Source organism: Moorena sp. SIO3H5 (genome assembly GCF_010692395.1).
Classification (GTDB): Bacteria; Cyanobacteriota; Cyanobacteriia; order Cyanobacteriales; family Coleofasciculaceae; genus Moorena.
This window is the reverse complement of the sequence record NZ_JAAHHS010000018.1, coordinates 1-15,281: the sequence shown is the minus strand read 5'-3', so window position 1 is coordinate 15,281 and position 15,281 is coordinate 1. Positions and strand designations below refer to the sequence as shown.

14 protein-coding genes, 1 rRNA gene and 1 pseudogene are annotated in these 15,281 nt (G+C 44.9%); 10 read left to right on the top strand and 6 right to left on the bottom strand.

All coding sequences use genetic code 11. From position 1 onward, the window contains the following. Together F6K52_RS03670 and F6K52_RS03665 are read right to left on the bottom strand one after the other, a co-directional pair. Window positions 1–375, bottom strand: coding sequence for a ribonuclease HI family protein (locus F6K52_RS03670; RefSeq protein WP_293074195.1), 375 nt, complete (start codon window positions 373–375; stop codon window positions 1–3). A 475-nt stretch (window positions 376–850) separates the two neighbouring features. Beyond that, window positions 851–1,333 carry a polyketide cyclase/dehydrase and lipid transport protein gene (locus F6K52_RS03665; protein WP_075897982.1) on the bottom strand — a complete coding sequence of 161 codons (483 nt, stop codon included), beginning with the start codon at window positions 1,331–1,333 and terminating at the stop codon, window positions 851–853. 252 nt (window positions 1,334–1,585) lie between these two features. Between F6K52_RS03665 and hemF the strand changes: the two genes are divergently transcribed. From hemF to psb29, 3 genes are all read left to right on the top strand, one after another. After that, complete coding sequence (hemF, locus tag F6K52_RS03660) at window positions 1,586–2,620, top strand: oxygen-dependent coproporphyrinogen oxidase (RefSeq protein ID WP_293074192.1); 1,035 nt, start codon at window positions 1,586–1,588, stop codon at window positions 2,618–2,620. 674 nt (window positions 2,621–3,294) lie between these two features. Then, window positions 3,295–3,663, top strand: a complete 369-nt coding sequence (locus tag F6K52_RS03655; protein ID WP_293074189.1) for an STAS domain-containing protein — start codon at window positions 3,295–3,297, stop codon at window positions 3,661–3,663. A 442-nt stretch (window positions 3,664–4,105) separates the two neighbouring features. Next, window positions 4,106–4,879: a photosystem II biogenesis protein Psp29 gene (gene psb29, locus F6K52_RS03650; RefSeq protein WP_293074186.1), complete on the top strand. Its 774-nt coding sequence runs from the start codon at window positions 4,106–4,108 to the stop codon at window positions 4,877–4,879. A gap of 82 nt (window positions 4,880–4,961) precedes the next feature. On the opposite strand, the gene trxA is transcribed toward psb29, so the two are convergent. Both trxA and F6K52_RS03640 read right to left on the bottom strand, forming a co-directional pair. After that, the gene (gene trxA / locus F6K52_RS03645) at window positions 4,962–5,279 is read right to left on the bottom strand and encodes a thioredoxin (protein ID WP_293074183.1); all 318 of its coding nucleotides are present in this window, start codon (window positions 5,277–5,279) and stop codon (window positions 4,962–4,964) included. A gap of 110 nt (window positions 5,280–5,389) precedes the next feature. Continuing rightward, window positions 5,390–6,586, bottom strand: a complete 1,197-nt coding sequence (locus F6K52_RS03640) for a transposase (RefSeq protein ID WP_293074180.1) — start codon at window positions 6,584–6,586, stop codon at window positions 5,390–5,392. Window positions 6,587–6,743: 157 nt separating this feature from the next. Here F6K52_RS03640 and fabG point away from each other — a divergent pair, with 157 nt between their 5' ends. The 3 genes and pseudogenes from fabG (at window position 6,744) to F6K52_RS03625 (ending at window position 9,420) form a co-directional block, all read left to right on the top strand. Beyond that, complete coding sequence (gene fabG, locus F6K52_RS03635) at window positions 6,744–7,541, top strand: 3-oxoacyl-[acyl-carrier-protein] reductase (protein ID WP_364415884.1); 798 nt, start codon at window positions 6,744–6,746, stop codon at window positions 7,539–7,541. A 420-nt stretch (window positions 7,542–7,961) separates the two neighbouring features. Beyond that, window positions 7,962–8,864, top strand: a pseudogene (groEL, locus tag F6K52_RS03630) (chaperonin GroEL); the annotation flags it as partial. Between the two features lie 358 nt (window positions 8,865–9,222). Beyond that, window positions 9,223–9,420 (top strand): hypothetical protein, encoded by a 198-nt coding sequence (locus F6K52_RS03625; protein ID WP_293074177.1) that lies wholly within the window; start codon window positions 9,223–9,225, stop codon window positions 9,418–9,420. Between the two features lie 342 nt (window positions 9,421–9,762). Here F6K52_RS03625 and tnpA read toward each other — a convergent pair whose 3' ends face one another. Further along, on the bottom strand, window positions 9,763–10,158 hold the full coding sequence (tnpA, locus tag F6K52_RS03620; RefSeq protein WP_293074175.1) for an IS200/IS605 family transposase: 396 nt from the start codon (window positions 10,156–10,158) through the stop codon (window positions 9,763–9,765). 68 nt (window positions 10,159–10,226) lie between these two features. On the opposite strand from tnpA, the gene F6K52_RS03615 reads away from it, so the two are divergent. The 3 genes from F6K52_RS03615 (at window position 10,227) to F6K52_RS03605 (ending at window position 12,564) form a co-directional block, all read left to right on the top strand. Further along, a complete protein-coding gene (locus F6K52_RS03615) occupies window positions 10,227–11,627 on the top strand; it encodes a transposase (protein ID WP_293074172.1) in 1,401 nt (466 codons plus the stop codon). 74 nt (window positions 11,628–11,701) lie between these two features. Then, the gene (locus tag F6K52_RS03610) at window positions 11,702–12,283 is read left to right on the top strand and encodes a cupin domain-containing protein (RefSeq protein WP_293074168.1); all 582 of its coding nucleotides are present in this window, start codon (window positions 11,702–11,704) and stop codon (window positions 12,281–12,283) included. A 53-nt stretch (window positions 12,284–12,336) separates the two neighbouring features. Then, a complete protein-coding gene (locus tag F6K52_RS03605) occupies window positions 12,337–12,564 on the top strand; it encodes an FAD-binding protein (protein WP_364415877.1) in 228 nt (75 codons plus the stop codon). Here the strand turns inward: F6K52_RS03605 and glyQ are convergent. Further along, window positions 12,513–13,385 carry a glycine--tRNA ligase subunit alpha gene (gene glyQ / locus F6K52_RS03600; RefSeq protein ID WP_293074198.1) on the bottom strand — a complete coding sequence of 291 codons (873 nt, stop codon included), beginning with the start codon at window positions 13,383–13,385 and terminating at the stop codon, window positions 12,513–12,515. The two genes, F6K52_RS03605 and glyQ, sit on opposite strands and share 52 nt — an antisense overlap. 1,156 nt (window positions 13,386–14,541) lie before the next feature. Between glyQ and F6K52_RS03595 the strand changes: the two genes are divergently transcribed. Beyond that, window positions 14,542–15,281: ribosomal RNA gene (locus F6K52_RS03595) — 16S ribosomal RNA — on the top strand; the annotation flags it as partial.

Below are 15,281 nucleotides of genomic sequence, written 5' to 3'. Positions count from 1 at the left end.
TCACTCCAATTGAACAGAGTCAAACTGATTCAGAAGTGACTTAGCTTTTGTCCATAAGGGTCGTAAGTGGGCTGTTTTAACTCTCCAGGTACCTTTAAGCTGATTGATAACCAGTTGAGAATCTCCTTTTAGCACTACCTGCCCAGCACCGATTTCTAAGGCTTTCTCTAACCCAAGAATAGCTCCGGTATATTCGGCCTCATTGTTGGTAGCATGAGGAAAAAATTGACTAACGCTAATGGTTTGAGCTCCTGGTTGTTTAATAACAGCAGCAGCACCGGCTATGCCAGGATTCCCACGAGACCCCCCATCAAATAGGATAGTAAGCTTGCTATTAGTCTTTTTAGCTGTTAAATTGACTGATTGGTTGTTCATATAGATTAGCTTTTGCGTTCACGCAGCGGCTCCTACAGAGCATTGCAAAATGCCTCTGAAGAAGATAAGTATATATACGCCTATAGCCGCCTATATATAAGGTATAGCAGTTCTTAATTGGAGTCTGGAGTCAGGAATCGGGAGTCGGGAATCGGGAGTCGGGAGTCGGGAATCGGGAGCAGGGAACAAAAATTATCACAATTGATCTAGGTACCCTAAAGTTCTCTGAAAGTGGTATTAGTGTTGCTCAGCATTCAGCTAACGGGCTAACGGGCTACAGGGATGCGATCGCGCAAGTTACCCTTTCCGCAAACAGCCATAGCTATAGGGTTATACCCAGTTCCGGTAAAACATACAACTTTACTTTTGCCCCCATCTCCCTATCTCCCCATCTCCCTATCTCCCCATCTCCCTATCTCCCCATCTCCCCATCTCCCTATCCAAGGAATCTACTATCTTTAAATGCAACTCGGTATTAGATTGCTCTGACCTGCTCGGCAGCCTGGGCTAATTCAAATACCACCCGCGCTACGTAGGGGCGAATCATCCACCAGATTAAGGGTGATAACCAGCCTTTTAGGGTAACTGAGTAGGAAATATAAGTACCACAAAGGGTGGACTCTACCTGATAAGTGACGCGATTTTCAACTCCAGGGATTGCCAGAAATCTTATACTGAGTAGCTCACCGGGTAAGACACGCTCTACGAAAATTCGGACCGGAATTGGGATCAAGCGAGTGACTACCTGATAAATTAAACCAGGTTTAGCCATTAAACCTTTTGGAGCATTGGTACTTGACAGCAGAGGATTCCAAGACACATCTGCTAAGTTGATCAATTTTTGCCAGAGAACTTCCACTGGGGCAGTACTCAGGGCGCGATAGGTCTTGAAGAGGGAAAACTTACACCAAACCCCCTCGTGACCAGCAATTAACTTGAAAGAAAAATTAAGAATCACTACACGCCTCCCGCAGCTATGCTCAGGCAGATTTATGATCTTCCCCAAATGGCTTTGGTTGAAAAATCCATCTTTATTTAGGATATGATCTCAACTGCCTGGGAGTTTTGCCAACCCCCAGGGCTTCCCCTGAAGGTACTCGATCGTACCAACCAATAATTACCAACTAATAATTACCAACCAATAATTACCAACCAATAACATTGGCAAAGCAAACTAAAGCTTTTGCTTAGATACTCACTAGGATTGTTTATGACAGCTTTTCAGACGGACACAACAACTACCACTAATACCACTTCTTTACCTCCTGCCGACTCTAGGGAGAGAGTCAAGCAATTGATGCAACAGCTGCAAGATAAGATTTGTGATGCTCTAGTAAAAGAGGATGGGATTGGCACCTTTAGAGAAGATGCTTGGGACAGAGAAGAAGGGGGTGGTGGTCGTTCCCGTGTGATGCGCGATGGTTCAGTAATCGAACAGGGTGGGGTTAACTTTTCTGAAGTTTGGGGCAAACAGCTGCCACCTTCAATTTTGAAGCAGCGCCCCGAGGCAGCTGGACATGGTTTTTTCGCTACTGGTACCTCCCTAGTATTGCATCCTCGTAATCCCTATGTGCCCACGGTTCACCTGAATTATCGCTACTTTGAGGCAGGACCAGTCTGGTGGTTTGGTGGGGGAATCGATTTGACCCCTTATTATCCCTTTGCTGAAGATGCTGCCCATTTGCATCGCCAGTTGAAAGAAGCCTGTGATGCTCATCACCCTGAGTATTACCCAGTTTTCAAGTCTTGGTGCGATGAGTATTTTTATCTGAAACACCGTCAAGAAATGCGGGGTGTTGGGGGCTTATTTTTTGACTATCAAGATGGCACTGGTAAACTCTATCGTGGTCCCCATCCAGATGGTCCCGCAGCAGCTTACAGTGACAAGCTTGGGGTTTTAGAGCCTCGCAGTTGGGAAGATATATTTGCCTTTGTCACAACCTGCTCTGAGTCATTTTTACCAGCTTATGTACCCATTGTAGAGCGCCGTCGCAATATGGAATATGGCGACAGAGAGCGTAACTTCCAACTCTATCGTCGGGGTCGATATGTAGAATTTAACCTGGTGTATGACCGAGGCACAATTTTTGGTCTGCAAACTAACGGGCGTACTGAATCCATCCTGATGTCCTTACCCCCCTTGGTGCGTTGGGAATACGGTTACCAACCTGAGCCTAATACACCAGAATCCGAACTCTATGAGACATTCCTAAAGCCTCAAGACTGGGCAAACTGGAAAGCTTAACCTGTTGTCATGTCACTTGGCAATACTAGGATGGTTCGATGTCAGCTTATGTGCTACGCACACGCGTGCGCGTTCAGTTGTCAGCTATCAGTCGTCAGCTAATCAGCCGTCAGCTTATGTGCTACGCACACGCTACTTGAGGTGCCGTCAGCGGAAGTAACTCAGCATTATTCCAATGCTTACCTGTTGTCTTCACAAGCTGATAGCACTTCAAGTACCATGGCCTACGGCCTACGGCCAATGACTGATAGCTGATAGCTGATAGCTGATAGCTGATAGCTGATAGCTGATAGCTGATAGCTGGGGAAAGATAGAATAGAAATCCGTGATTGATTCCCATTCTTCCCTTAATCTTCAGGTCTTATGACCAGATTTGTGCAACAATTGGATACGCTCCCTGACATTTAACCAATCACTGTAAGCTAAACTAGCTTGCAGTGAGAACCTCCATGATCCCAATCACAGAGGGCTTGCTTTAAGAAAAGTCTTCCCCGCTTGATTTGTTAGTCAGGGTCTATGAATTCACAATAATTTCAGAGCTTTTCCAGTCGGCTGGGAAGCAGTCAGGGACTACAGGTGGCGATAGTCCTAATCCTTTGGAAAGCACTCTCACATCTTTAATAAGTAGATTTGCTAAGGTTTCAATCAGCGGTAACTGCGACAAGGAGGTGCTGATGGTTCATATCGATCAGAAAACTCATACTACTGAAGATGGTACAAATGTGATTGTTTTGAAACCGATTGGACGCTTGGACATCACTACAGCTTGGCCTTTTCGTCTGAAATTGCAAGAGTGTATATCCCAACTGCGCAGGCATGTAGTGGTTAATCTGAGTCAGGTTGACTTTATTGATAGTTCGGGTTTGACATCTTTAGTGGCTGGCATGCGAGATGCTGACAAAATTAAGGGCAGCTTTCGCCTTTGTTCTGTTCATCCAGACGCCAAGCTCGTGTTTGAAGTCACTATGATGGACACAGTTTTTGAAATTTTTGAAACGGAGGAAGAAGCCTTAGATGGTTTATCCAGTAGTATCGCCACCTGAATAGACATCTGCTACCCATTAGGTTTCAAATTAAACTTGGCTTGGCTTCGGTCAATCTTCTACCACAGGATGTGTGATCAGAGCGTGTTAGAATAGCAAAGGTGCTGATTTACCCGACTGACTAAAAGGGCTTGGATGCTACTAGCGGCAGCTCGGGAAAATAACTTGGCTGAGCTTTGTCAAGATAAGTCCACAGCAAGTTGAACTCCAAGAAATCAAACGACCTGCGGGAGGCGGGTTGCGGCCAGGGTAGTAGGGGAACACAGCCTTGAGCTCCTACTGCGGGAGTAAGTGCGACAGAGCAAAACCTCCGGACGTTGATTAAGACCAATCTGGCATCAGCGGATGAAACTGGAAACCCCCACCATCATCTTGGATTTGGTGGTAGGTACTTCATCGGAGATAATAAAAATATTATAAAGCTTCAATTCTGATCTGCCTTGTGAATACTGTTCGCACAGTCTCGGATACTAAACGGGATTTCTACACCTATCACACTCGCCCCATCAACTCTATTTACCGACGTGTAGTGGAAGAGTTGATGGTAGAGATGCATTTGCTGTCGGTTAATGTCGATTTTAAATACGATCCCATCTATGGCTTAGGTGTGGTGACATGCTTTGACCGGTTTATGCAGAGCTATCAACCGGAAAATGATAAAGAATCAATTTTTAATGCTCTGTGTCAAGCAGTCGGAGGTGAAGCTCAGCAGTACCAGGAAGATGCCCAACGGCTCAAAACCAGCGTAGAGTCTATGTCTGGGGAAGATTTGATCTCCTGGTTCAGTGCCCCAACCTCTGAGAATGGGACTGGGGATTTGGCAACCACTATAGCTGCGATCGCACAAAATTCTCAGTTTAAGTACAGCAGATTGTTTGCCATTGGTTTATTTTCACTACTAGAGCAGACGAACTCGGAGTTAGCTCAAGACCAAAAGCAGCTCGAAGAAGTAATTAACAAAATTAGTAGTGGATTAAACCTTCCTTCCGAAAAGCTACAAAAAGACTTGGAGTTGTACCGCAGCAACCTCGAAAAAATGGCCCAGGCTCGGGTAGTGATAGAAGACGCGATTCAAGCTGATCGCAAAAAGCGGGAGGAGCGTGCTAAAGAAAAAGAAAAATCAGCTACCCCTAGCAGCGATTCCACCCCATCTGCCCAAGAAGAATCGGATTCGTCTAAGTCTGATTCCTCTAAGGATGAAGCCCCATCTTCCTAGGTAGGTTTTTTGGTATAGCAGGCTGATATCCCCCGGATAAATCCCAGATAAATCACGGGGGACAATTTTACCAAAAATTATCTTAAATCACAGCTTGTAATAGTTGAATCAGCTCTTCCGCTTGTCTTAGCCCCTCTATCCGTTGTTGAGGCTGACCGTTTTTAAACAGTACCAAGGTTGGTAAAGCCTCAATGCCATACTGGGAAGCAAGCTGGGGGTATTTGTCCGTGTCAATTTTTACAACTTGCAAACGATCTTTCAGCTCCGCATTGACCTGTTCTAGGATAGGAGCCATCATCTGACATGGACCACACCAAATGGCATAGAAATCTACCAACACGGGCACATCTGAGCCAGATAATAATTCTTGGAATGTTTTGAACTGCTTTTTAACGGCCATGAGCAAGAAACCTTTCCTAGTCCTTCTGATCGATTCTAGTCCAAAATCATTGGGGCTCGATTAACCTAAAGATTCCTTTGACACTCTCCGTCCTATAAGGACGAGGATTCTTACTTCATAGGGATTCCAACGAATTTACCCTCGGCAAGCATCTTGACCGTGTGTCCCACGGCTGCAAGTCCGCGCATAGCGACTACTTGAGCGGCTGCCACATCTCTATCAGTAGTGTAGCCGCAATTTGAACAAGCATGAGTACGTTGTGAAAGCTCTTTCTTCCCAGTCTCAACTCCACAGTTTGGGCAAATTTGACTTGTCTTACGTGGGTCTACTTTTTGAAAATAGACACCACGCTTAAAACAAGTTTGCTCTAGTATGGTGAAAAATTGTCCAAATCCTGCATCTAAGCAATGTTTGCCCAACATTCCACGGGATAAGCCGACCAGATTCAAATCTTCCACAAACACCATCCCTGCTTCATCACAGAGTTGATGAGCTAGTTTTCGATGCCAATCCTTGCGACAATTAGCGACGTACTCATGGAGTTTTGCTACTTTCTTTTGTGCTTTTTGCCAATTTTTTGAACCAAAACGTTTTCTAGAAGCACGCTTTTGCAGCAATTTCAGCTTGCGTTCGGCATCACCAAAAAACTTCGGACGTTTAACTAAAAAGCCATTAGAAGTAGCAACAAAACTAGTTAGTCCCACATCAATTCCTACCGCTTCCCCATGGGGTATTAGTGATGGGAAATCAACATCCCATTGAATGGTCAGCATCACATACCAGCCAGAAACCCGCTTCACAATGCGAGCTTGTTTGACTACTCCATCCTCTGGAATTTCCCGTGATTGACGAAACTTTACCCAACCAATAACGGGAAATTTAACCATACCAGGCTTAAGTCTATGCCCTGTCATTTGGGGAAAAACAAAAGATCTCATCCTCCCTTTTTTCTTGAATCGTGGAAATCCCATGTTGCGCTCCCACAAAAGCGTGAAAGCGGTTTCAACTCTTTTTAGGGTTTGCTGCAATACTTGAGACTGAACCTTTTTTAGTTCAGAATTTTGTTTCTTTGCAGCCGTTAGGGATTTGCATTGACTAGCATAGGTCGGACGTGGAACATCAGCAGGAATTATATAGCAACTACGGAGATTACAAGAATTTATCTGACAACTACGGGACTTATACCAGTCTTTACGTTCGGCTAAAGCGTAGTTGTACACCTTACGAGTTACTTCTAGCCATTCGTCAAATATTTGGGATTGTTGTTTGGTGGGTTTGAGCTTGAACTCGTAGGTGAGATTGAACATTGTTTTACCTCCTCACCTACGAGGATACTATATACTTTACAAAACGTCAATTGGAAAGATAAAAAACGCCCTCAAAGGACGGGGCTTTAAACCTAAACTTTTCGGTAAAGTTAACTTTGGAGGAAAGCTTTCCTGCCCACAAGACAAGATTAGCAGGATGGAAAACAGTTCAAAGTTTATGGAAACATTACAGACATCTGCCCAATCATCTTCCCAACAATTAAGCGATCGCATAGCCATCGTGACCGGTGCCTCGCGAGGAATTGGCCGAGCTGTGGCCTTGGCCTTAGCTGGGTCAGGGGCGAAGGTTGTAGTCAACTACGCCAGTTCCAGTAATGCAGCTGATCAGGTCGTAGGGGCTATCATTGATGCTGGGGGTGAAGCCTTAGCACTTCAGGCTGATGTGTCTCAAGCTGAACAAGTTGATGCCCTAGTTAAAGGGACTCTCGAAAAGTTTGGTCGTATAGACGTGCTAGTCAATAATGCTGGGATTACCCGGGACAACTTGTTATTGCGGATGAAACCCTCAGATTGGCACGCAGTAATTAATCTCAACCTGACTGGGGTATTTTTATGTATCAAAGCAGTGAGCAAACTGATGCTAAAACAAAAGTCTGGTCGGATTATCAATATTGCTTCAGTGGCAGGACAAATGGGAAACCCTGGTCAAGCTAATTACAGTGCTGCCAAGGCTGGTGTGATTGGCTTAACCAAAACCGTTGCCAAAGAGTTTGGTAGTCGTGGGATTACAGTCAATGCTGTCGCTCCGGGTTTTATTGCCACTGATATGACCACTGACCTTAAAGCAGAAGGCATTATCGAGCATATCCCTCTAGGTCGTTACGGTCAGCCAGAAGAAGTAGCTGGGATGGTAAGGTTTTTGGCAGCTGATCCAGCTGCTGCCTATATCACTGGACAAGTGTTTAATGTCGATGGTGGTATGGTTATGGCCTGAGGGAGTGACAAAAAGGCTAAAAACTTTACAGGGTATGGGGTGTGGGGTGTGGGGTGTGGGGTGTGGGGAAAATAGAACCGATGCCTCAGGTGCGACCCGTGGCGAATTTAATTACGGGTCAAGCACACCTAAGCCTTCACGCGCGAGTGAGCCTAGGGATAACAATTGCTCCGAAAGCTGATTTAACCGTCCCGTCGCAACGTAGCCACCTCCTGATCTTACCCTACACCCATCACCCCACACCCCACACCCCGTAAAGCTTTGAATGCTGTTTGTTACACCGTCAGGGTTATGGCTTAAACCCCCGGGCACATCAGTGTATGAAGTTCTGGAAAGTTTAAAATTATCAGACGAATTAGCACTCTTCGTGTAAGAGTGCTAAATTTGCTAATGGAGACACAAAGCAACTTTAAACAACCAATGGCAAAAATCGTTTCGTTTGACGAAGAATCCAGACGCTCATTGGAGCGGGGGGTAAATGCCCTAGCTGATGCTGTACGTATTACCCTTGGTCCAAAAGGTCGTAATGTGCTTCTGGAAAAACAGTATGGGGCACCCCAGATTGTCAATGATGGTATTACCGTTGCCAAAGATATTGAACTGGAAGACCCTTTAGAAAATACTGGCGCTAGACTCATTCAAGAAGTCGCATCCAAGACTAAAGACGTTGCTGGGGATGGCACTACCACAGCTACCATTCTGGCTCAGGCCATGATTCGGGAAGGTCTTAAGAATGTCGCAGCTGGGGCAAATCCTGTAGCTGTGCGCCGAGGAATCGAGAAAACTGTTGCCGAGCTGGTCAAAGAGATTGAGGCCATGGCACAGCCGGTTCAGGGAACTGGGATCGCTCAAGTTGCTACAGTCTCCGCCGGTAACGATCCAGAAGTGGGTGACATGATTGCCCAAGCCATGGAAAAGGTCACCAAAGATGGTGTGATCACCGTTGAAGAATCCAAATCCCTCTCCACCGAATTAGAAGTAGTGGAAGGGATGCAGATCGATCGCGGTTATATTTCCCCTTACTTCGTGACCGATAACGAACGAATGACAGTGGAATTTGACAGCCCCTACATCCTGATTACCGATAAAAAGATTAGTGTGATCCAGGATTTGGTACCGATTCTGGAAAAAGTGGCTCGTGACAGCAAACCCTTGCTAATTATTTCCGAAGATCTAGATGGAGAAGCCTTGGCAACTCTGGTGGTGAATAAGGCCAGGGGTGTGTTGAATGCCGCTGCGGTCAAGGCACCAGGATTTGGAGATCGCCGCAAGCAAATGTTACAGGATATTGCAGTTTTGACCGGTGGTCAGGTGATATCCGAAGANTACTTGCGGCATTTGGTTTTAAATCCTTCTATCCACAATCAAGCTGACTTTTCGCACTCTCTAAAACTTTTGTCCTGTACTTAGCCCATTTCCATATTCTCTCTTCTGACTTCTCTACTCCCTACTCCCTAATAATCCTGAAGCAACGGTTTTCCCTTGACTGGAATTGTCCCCAACATATCCCGATTCGTTATTCAGAAGAAGAATTTGCCCAAATGAAAGCTCCCCTAGAAGCGCGCATTAAAGAGTTAGAGAAACAACTAGCTCAACTTTCCCCCTCAAATTGAAGCTCTCCTCATCTAGTTTTAACCGTAATAACTCAATCAATCAATTATCACCAAGTAAGGTTATCATCATGACTAACCTAAACAGCACAATGCACAAAACTATTGAGATTGTTCGCTTAGGGTGGCCTTTTGGCCATGGAATTGATATTTTCTATCGGGAAGCTGGCTCCAAAAACGCCCCCCCAGAGTTGATTGCTAATTACATTCGCAACTTCGCTCGCTCTAATGCCCCTAAGTCGTCAGGCAGATTCGTTGAGGAAAATTAGGCATAATCAGAATCTAAGTAGTCGGATAGGTGATCCTAGTAGGAATCTCAAGCAATAATTAGAGATTCCAAGAATAAACATAATTTAAGGAGGTTACCATGCAGATTCATGCAGATTTAAGTCAACGAGTTGTTGTATATCAAAATTTCCTGAAATTTGAGAACCCCGCGTCTTTAGACCGGGGATGAAAAAGAGAGACGGGGTTGACCCCGTCGTGTCCTGGCTATTTTCCTTTCTGACTTTCTATAGCAATCCTATTTGAGTTGTGACAGGTGATAAGCTTGAAACCCATGTATAGCAAAGATCACAGTTTTCAAAATTGCCACGACCTATTTAGGATTGCTATATATACTTTTTGACGACCTCGGTACTGACCTGACCTGTTGACGCCACGAAATAGGTAGGAGTCCACAATGAAGGTAACTTTTTAAGGTTGGGAAACTCCTTTCTTAAATGATGAGAAGCCCTCCCTTTTACCCATCGGGCTATCTCAGCGGGAGACTCATGGGTTGGGGCATTAAGAAATAGATGAACGTGGTCAGGCATTATTTCTAGTGCGATCAATTTCCAACCATGTTCAGAAACTAGTTCAAATATTATTTCTTGAAGCCGTCGGGCTACATGCTCTACTAGTACGGCCTTTCGGCGTTTTGGCACAAAAACGAAGTGGTAGTTGATAGACGAGACCGATCCCTCTGTGCGACGGTACTCATAATCTTTGCTAGATAATTTTGCCATTTCTTCCGAGATTGTGTTGACATGATATGTATTCACTACTATAATGGACAACAAAAAGGGGATGCAACTTGTATAAGACAATCCCTGTCAGGGCGACGTTTTCAGAAGAAGAGAAAGCTTTTTGGGTCTTTCAGTGCGAGCAAGCCAACAGTCTATTTAATTGTGCTATCTACTACGCGAAACAAAAGCATTATGAATGGCTGAAAGAACAAGAAGCTTACACTACCTTCTGGTGTGGGGATGAATTGAGGTGTGGGTGGAAAACCTACAAATGTTCCACTAAGTACCCTGAGCTAGATAAAGCTTTAAAGATGTCTCCTCACTATAAAGGGATGGCAGCTCAATCTGCTCAACAAACCTTAAAGACTGTAGGAGAAGCTCTAGCTAGTTATAACCAATTGGTTGGACTTTATTACAAAGGGTCAGTGGATAGACCTAGGTTCCCTAGATATAGGAAAAAGGGTGGATTAGCAGCTATTACTTTTCCAAAACAGGCTTTAACTTATAAAGAAGGATTATTTTACCCTTCAGTTAGCAAAGAAAGCAAGCCTGAATTACTTACTAAAATTACTTTGGATCCGCCTGATTTTATAGACCCGGATTGGGTAAAAGAATTAACAATCAGACCTTACTATGGGGAATTCTGGATCGACTGGGTTATAGATGATGGGAAAGAGCCAGTCAAAGAAAACCCAACCCTAGATTACTCCCAAGCCATAGGTATCGATCATGGAGGGGATAATTGGTTAACTTGCGTTTCCACCTTGGGGAAGAGCTTTATCATTGACGGTCGAAAGCTAAAATCCATGAACCAGGGATATTGCCGGTTAGTATCAAAGCACAAAACTGGGAAACCTGAATTTTACTGGGATTCAAATTTAGACAGAATACAAAGGAAGCGCAACAATCAGATGAGAGATGCCATAAATAAGGCGGCTAGATTTATTGTTAATCGCTGTCTTGTCGATGGTATCGGAAATATTGTCATTGGTTGGAACGACGGTCAAAAGCAACGATCTAATATTGGAAAGAAAGGTAATCAAAAATTTGTTATAATCCCTACAAAAAGATTGTTCGAAAGATTAAAACAGCTTTGCCCTGAGTATGGGATAAAGTTAATAATAACAGAGGAATCTTATACAAGTAAAGCGTCTTTCTTGGACGGAGATTCTTTGCCGAAACACGGTGCAAAACCCGTTCGCGTAGCGTCGGCTTTGCCGAAAGGCTGGAAACCCTCAGGCAAAAGAGTTAGACGTGGTTTGTATAAAACTGCTGCCGGAAACCTGATCAACGCAGATTGCAACGGTGCGGCAAACATTATCAGGAAAGTAACCACACAGCTAGGAATTCACCTAGCCAAGGTGGGTAGAGGGATTTTGACAGTCCCACATCGGTATGACATTTTCAATTCCCTGAATAAATCATACCGAAGAAGGAGTGAAGCAGGACGGGTTCACCCTCCTGCGTAACATCCTTTGAGAATCCCCCGTGCTTTAGCCGGGGGAGATGTCAAAGCGAAGAGCTACCTTGGCTTGATTCTCCTATGGCTGGTGTACAGCGTCGGATGTTGGAAAGGGATGGAGACGAAGTAGCCAGAGCAAGCTCTCTGGTTCGCTATGAAACTGGTAGTTTCTTTTCTGCTCATACTCATGGTGGTGGTGAAGAATTTCTGGTTTTAGATGGCATATTTTCTGATGAAAACGGACATTATCCCTCTGGTACCTATGTCCGCAATCCCGTAGGTTCAAGCCATACTCCTAAGAGTGAATCAGGTTGTACGATTCTAGTGAAACTATGGCAAATGTCTCCTGAGGATCAAGAGCGACTAGTAATCGATACAACTAACAAATTTTGGGTTCCAGGTTTAGTTAAAGGATTACAGGTAATGCCCTTACATACTCATAGTACAGAGAATGTTGCTCTAGTGAAATGGGAACCTGGAACTGTTTTTAAACACCATAGTCATTTTGGTGGAGAAGAAATTTATGTAATTGACGGGGTCTTTGAAGATGAGCATGGAACTTATCCTAAAGGAACTTGGATACGTAATCCTCATGGCAGTACTCATACTCCCTTTAGCAAAGAAGGTTGTTTAATTTACGTCAAAACAGGACATTTAAATTAACCTCAACTTACATCCTGATAGTTTTTATTCCAAATCACTACAGAGGTAATATCATGAAACTCAAAAAACAAAATCTTCAAGAATACACTGACAAAATTTACGACACCATTATTGTGGGAGGTGGCGCAGGAGGTCTCTCTGCTGGAATCTATCTCCAGCGTTACTTACTCAATACGTTGATTATCGATAAAGGGAAAGCCCGCTCTTTTTGGATGCAGGAACTCCACAATTACTTGGGTTTACCGAGCGGGAAGCCTAACATCTCTCGTTGTTGCAAATAGAGTTGAGCCACTCGCCTGGCTAGATTGCGAATTCTACCGATATAACGAGTTCGCTCAGTCACTGAAATCACACCCCTAGCGTCCAGTAAGTTAAAAGTGTGAGAACACTTCAGAACGTAGTCTAGTGTAGGCATAACAAGTCCTCGTGTGCTGAGTTGTTCTGCCTCTTGCTCATAAAGACCAAATAGCGTGAACAGTAAATCTGGGTTAGAGGATTCAAAATTATAAGTACATTGTTCAACTTCTCCCTGAAGGTGAACATCTCCATAGCTAATTTGGTCATTCCACTGGATTTTAGTAAAAGCCTCTACTTCCTGGAGATACATAGCTAATCGTTCCAAACCATAGGTGATCTCAATGGGTACAGGACGACAATCAATGCCACCACACTGTTGGAAGTAAGTAAATTGAGTAATTTCCATGCCATCTAACCAGACTTCCCAGCCAACTCCCCAAGCCCCAAGGGTAGGAGATTCCCAATTGTCTTCAACAAAGCGAATGTCATGGTCTTCAGGACAAATCCCTAAAGCTTTGAGGGAATCTAGGTAAATGTCTTGAATATTATTCAGTGACGGCTTGATCAGTACTTGGTATTGGTAGTAGTGCTGGTAGCGATTCGGGTTTTCGCCGTAGCGTCCATCGGTGGGTCTTCGGCATGGTTCAACATAAGCAACTGACCAGGGTTCTGGACCAATAGCTCTCAAAAATGTATGAGGACTCATGGTACCTGCTCCTTTCTCTGTATCGTAGGACTGGGCAATCAAGCAACCATGTTTTGCCCAGAATTGATTCAATGTTGCAATCACTGATTGAAAATTCACTGACACCTCCAGTTTTTGGTAACGGTAACTTATGGCCAAGACATTTATTGATGCAAAGGGCAAGCGAGCGATTGGGGAGGTGCTGTGTGGGTCACGCCGTGATTCTCCTTTCTCTTTTGGAGACGCTGCACGAACAGAAATACTAAGTAAACGCACCTGTCTTGATGCAGTTGCTGCTGCCTCCCCAAGACCGTAATGGTGCGTTTGACCCATTAAGAATTAAATTCGCCACGGGTCGCACCTCTGCATCGCTCTCCAGCCCCTTGGAAACCAGGCCAGTTGCTAATGGGTTAAACCCTATAATAAACCCATATTTTCCCCAAGAGCACCCTGCATCCCTATAGTTTATTCTGGCGCAAATGCCTTGTCAGAGCTAGGTTAGTAAGTTGTTCAACAATGGATTTCATGGTGCCAGTGCTAAGGGCTCTTCATTAATGTTGCCTCTTAATGGGAACAGCCACTACTTACGGATTAATCCTGGACAGTTACCGTAAATCCAGGTTAATTTCCCGTTTCACTCAGGAGCATCGGAGCTGTTATCCCAATACACACTTACAGCCAAGATCGACAGACAAGCCCGTCACCAGGTATGTATCTATCGACAGACAAGCCCGTCACCAGGTATGTATCTAAAGATATATAAGAATTCCCGAAATAATTCTCCCGACTCCCAGGGCGTGGGTTTACAGTCGTCGAATTAAATTAGTCACGGGTCGCACCGCTCCCGACTTCCGAGTCCCGACCTAAATCTAACCAACCTACCTCGGTAAGCTTCCCCCTCTTCCCATGATCAGACCGCGCTGCATCAAGACATGGAGTCAAAAAAAACTTTTTTTTAATCCTAAAACCTTTGCTATACATAGGTTTCAAGGATTCATTTTCAAAAAACTTTCGGGTTTAGGTTGACAAACGCTTTTTTACCCTCTACATTAGTAAATGGCGATGAGGACAGCGAAACGCACCGCACCGCCCCGAACCAAGAAAAATCTATAGTTTGAGAGCCAATATACGGTCGCTACTCGTCAAGAAATTTTCAGGTTAATCTGAACTCATTATAGGACAGATTGACCAAAACTAAAACCTAAAATTCCGAACTGGTTCAAAGTTAACCCTAAAGGTTGACTGAGAGTCGGGGAAAGAAAAAAACAACTTGAGTACCATGGAGAGTTTGATCCTGGCTCAGGATGAACGCTGGCGGTATGCTTAACACATGCAAGTCGAACGCCCCTTCGGGGGAGTGGCGGACGGGTGAGTAACGCGTGAGAATCTGCCTTAGGGTCGGGGACAACCACCGGAAACAGTGGCTAATACCGGATGTGCCGAGAGGTGAAAGATTTATTGCCATAAGAGGAGCTCGCGTCTGATTAGCTAGTTGGTAGGGTAAAGGCCTACCAAGGCAACGATCAGTAGCTGGTCTGAGAGGATGAGCAGCCACACTGGGACTGAGACACGGCCCAGACTCCTACGGGAGGCAGCAGTGGGGAATTTTCCGCAATGGGCGAAAGCCTGACGGAGCAATACCGCGTGAGGGAGGAAGGCTTTTGGGTTGTAAACCTCTTTTATCAGGGAAGAAGAAAGTGACGGTACCTGAGGAAAAAGCATCGGCTAACTCCGTGCCAGCAGCCGCGGTAATACGGAGGATGCAAGCGTTATCCGGAATTATTGGGCGTAAAGCGTCCGTAGGTGGTACCTCAAGTCGGCTGTTAAAGACCAGGGCTTAACTCTGGGCAGGCAGTGGAAACTGAGGAACTAGAGGGCAGTAGGGGTAGAGGGAATTCCTAGTGTAGCGGTGAAATGCGTAGATTTCGGGAAGAACATCGGTGGCGAAGGCGCTCTACTGGACTGAACCTGACACTGAGGGACGAAAGCTAGGGGAGCGAATGGGATTAGATACCC

Coding starts and splice junctions, on each gene's coding strand:
- F6K52_RS03670 (WP_293074195.1), bottom strand. CDS start 375: ATGAACAACCAATCAGTCAATTTAACAGCTAAAAAGACTAATAGCAAG.
- hemF (WP_293074192.1), top strand. CDS start 1,586: ATGACAGCTTTTCAGACGGACACAACAACTACCACTAATACCACTTCT.
- F6K52_RS03655 (WP_293074189.1), top strand. CDS start 3,295: ATGGTTCATATCGATCAGAAAACTCATACTACTGAAGATGGTACAAAT.
- trxA (WP_293074183.1), bottom strand. CDS start 5,279: ATGGCCGTTAAAAAGCAGTTCAAAACATTCCAAGAATTATTATCTGGC.
- F6K52_RS03640 (WP_293074180.1), bottom strand. CDS start 6,586: ATGTTCAATCTCACCTACGAGTTCAAGCTCAAACCCACCAAACAACAA.
- fabG (WP_364415884.1), top strand. CDS start 6,744: ATGGAAAACAGTTCAAAGTTTATGGAAACATTACAGACATCTGCCCAA.
- F6K52_RS03625 (WP_293074177.1), top strand. CDS start 9,223: ATGACTAACCTAAACAGCACAATGCACAAAACTATTGAGATTGTTCGC.
- tnpA (WP_293074175.1), bottom strand. CDS start 10,158: ATGGCAAAATTATCTAGCAAAGATTATGAGTACCGTCGCACAGAGGGA.
- F6K52_RS03610 (WP_293074168.1), top strand. CDS start 11,702: ATGGCTGGTGTACAGCGTCGGATGTTGGAAAGGGATGGAGACGAAGTA.
- F6K52_RS03605 (WP_364415877.1), top strand. CDS start 12,337: ATGAAACTCAAAAAACAAAATCTTCAAGAATACACTGACAAAATTTAC.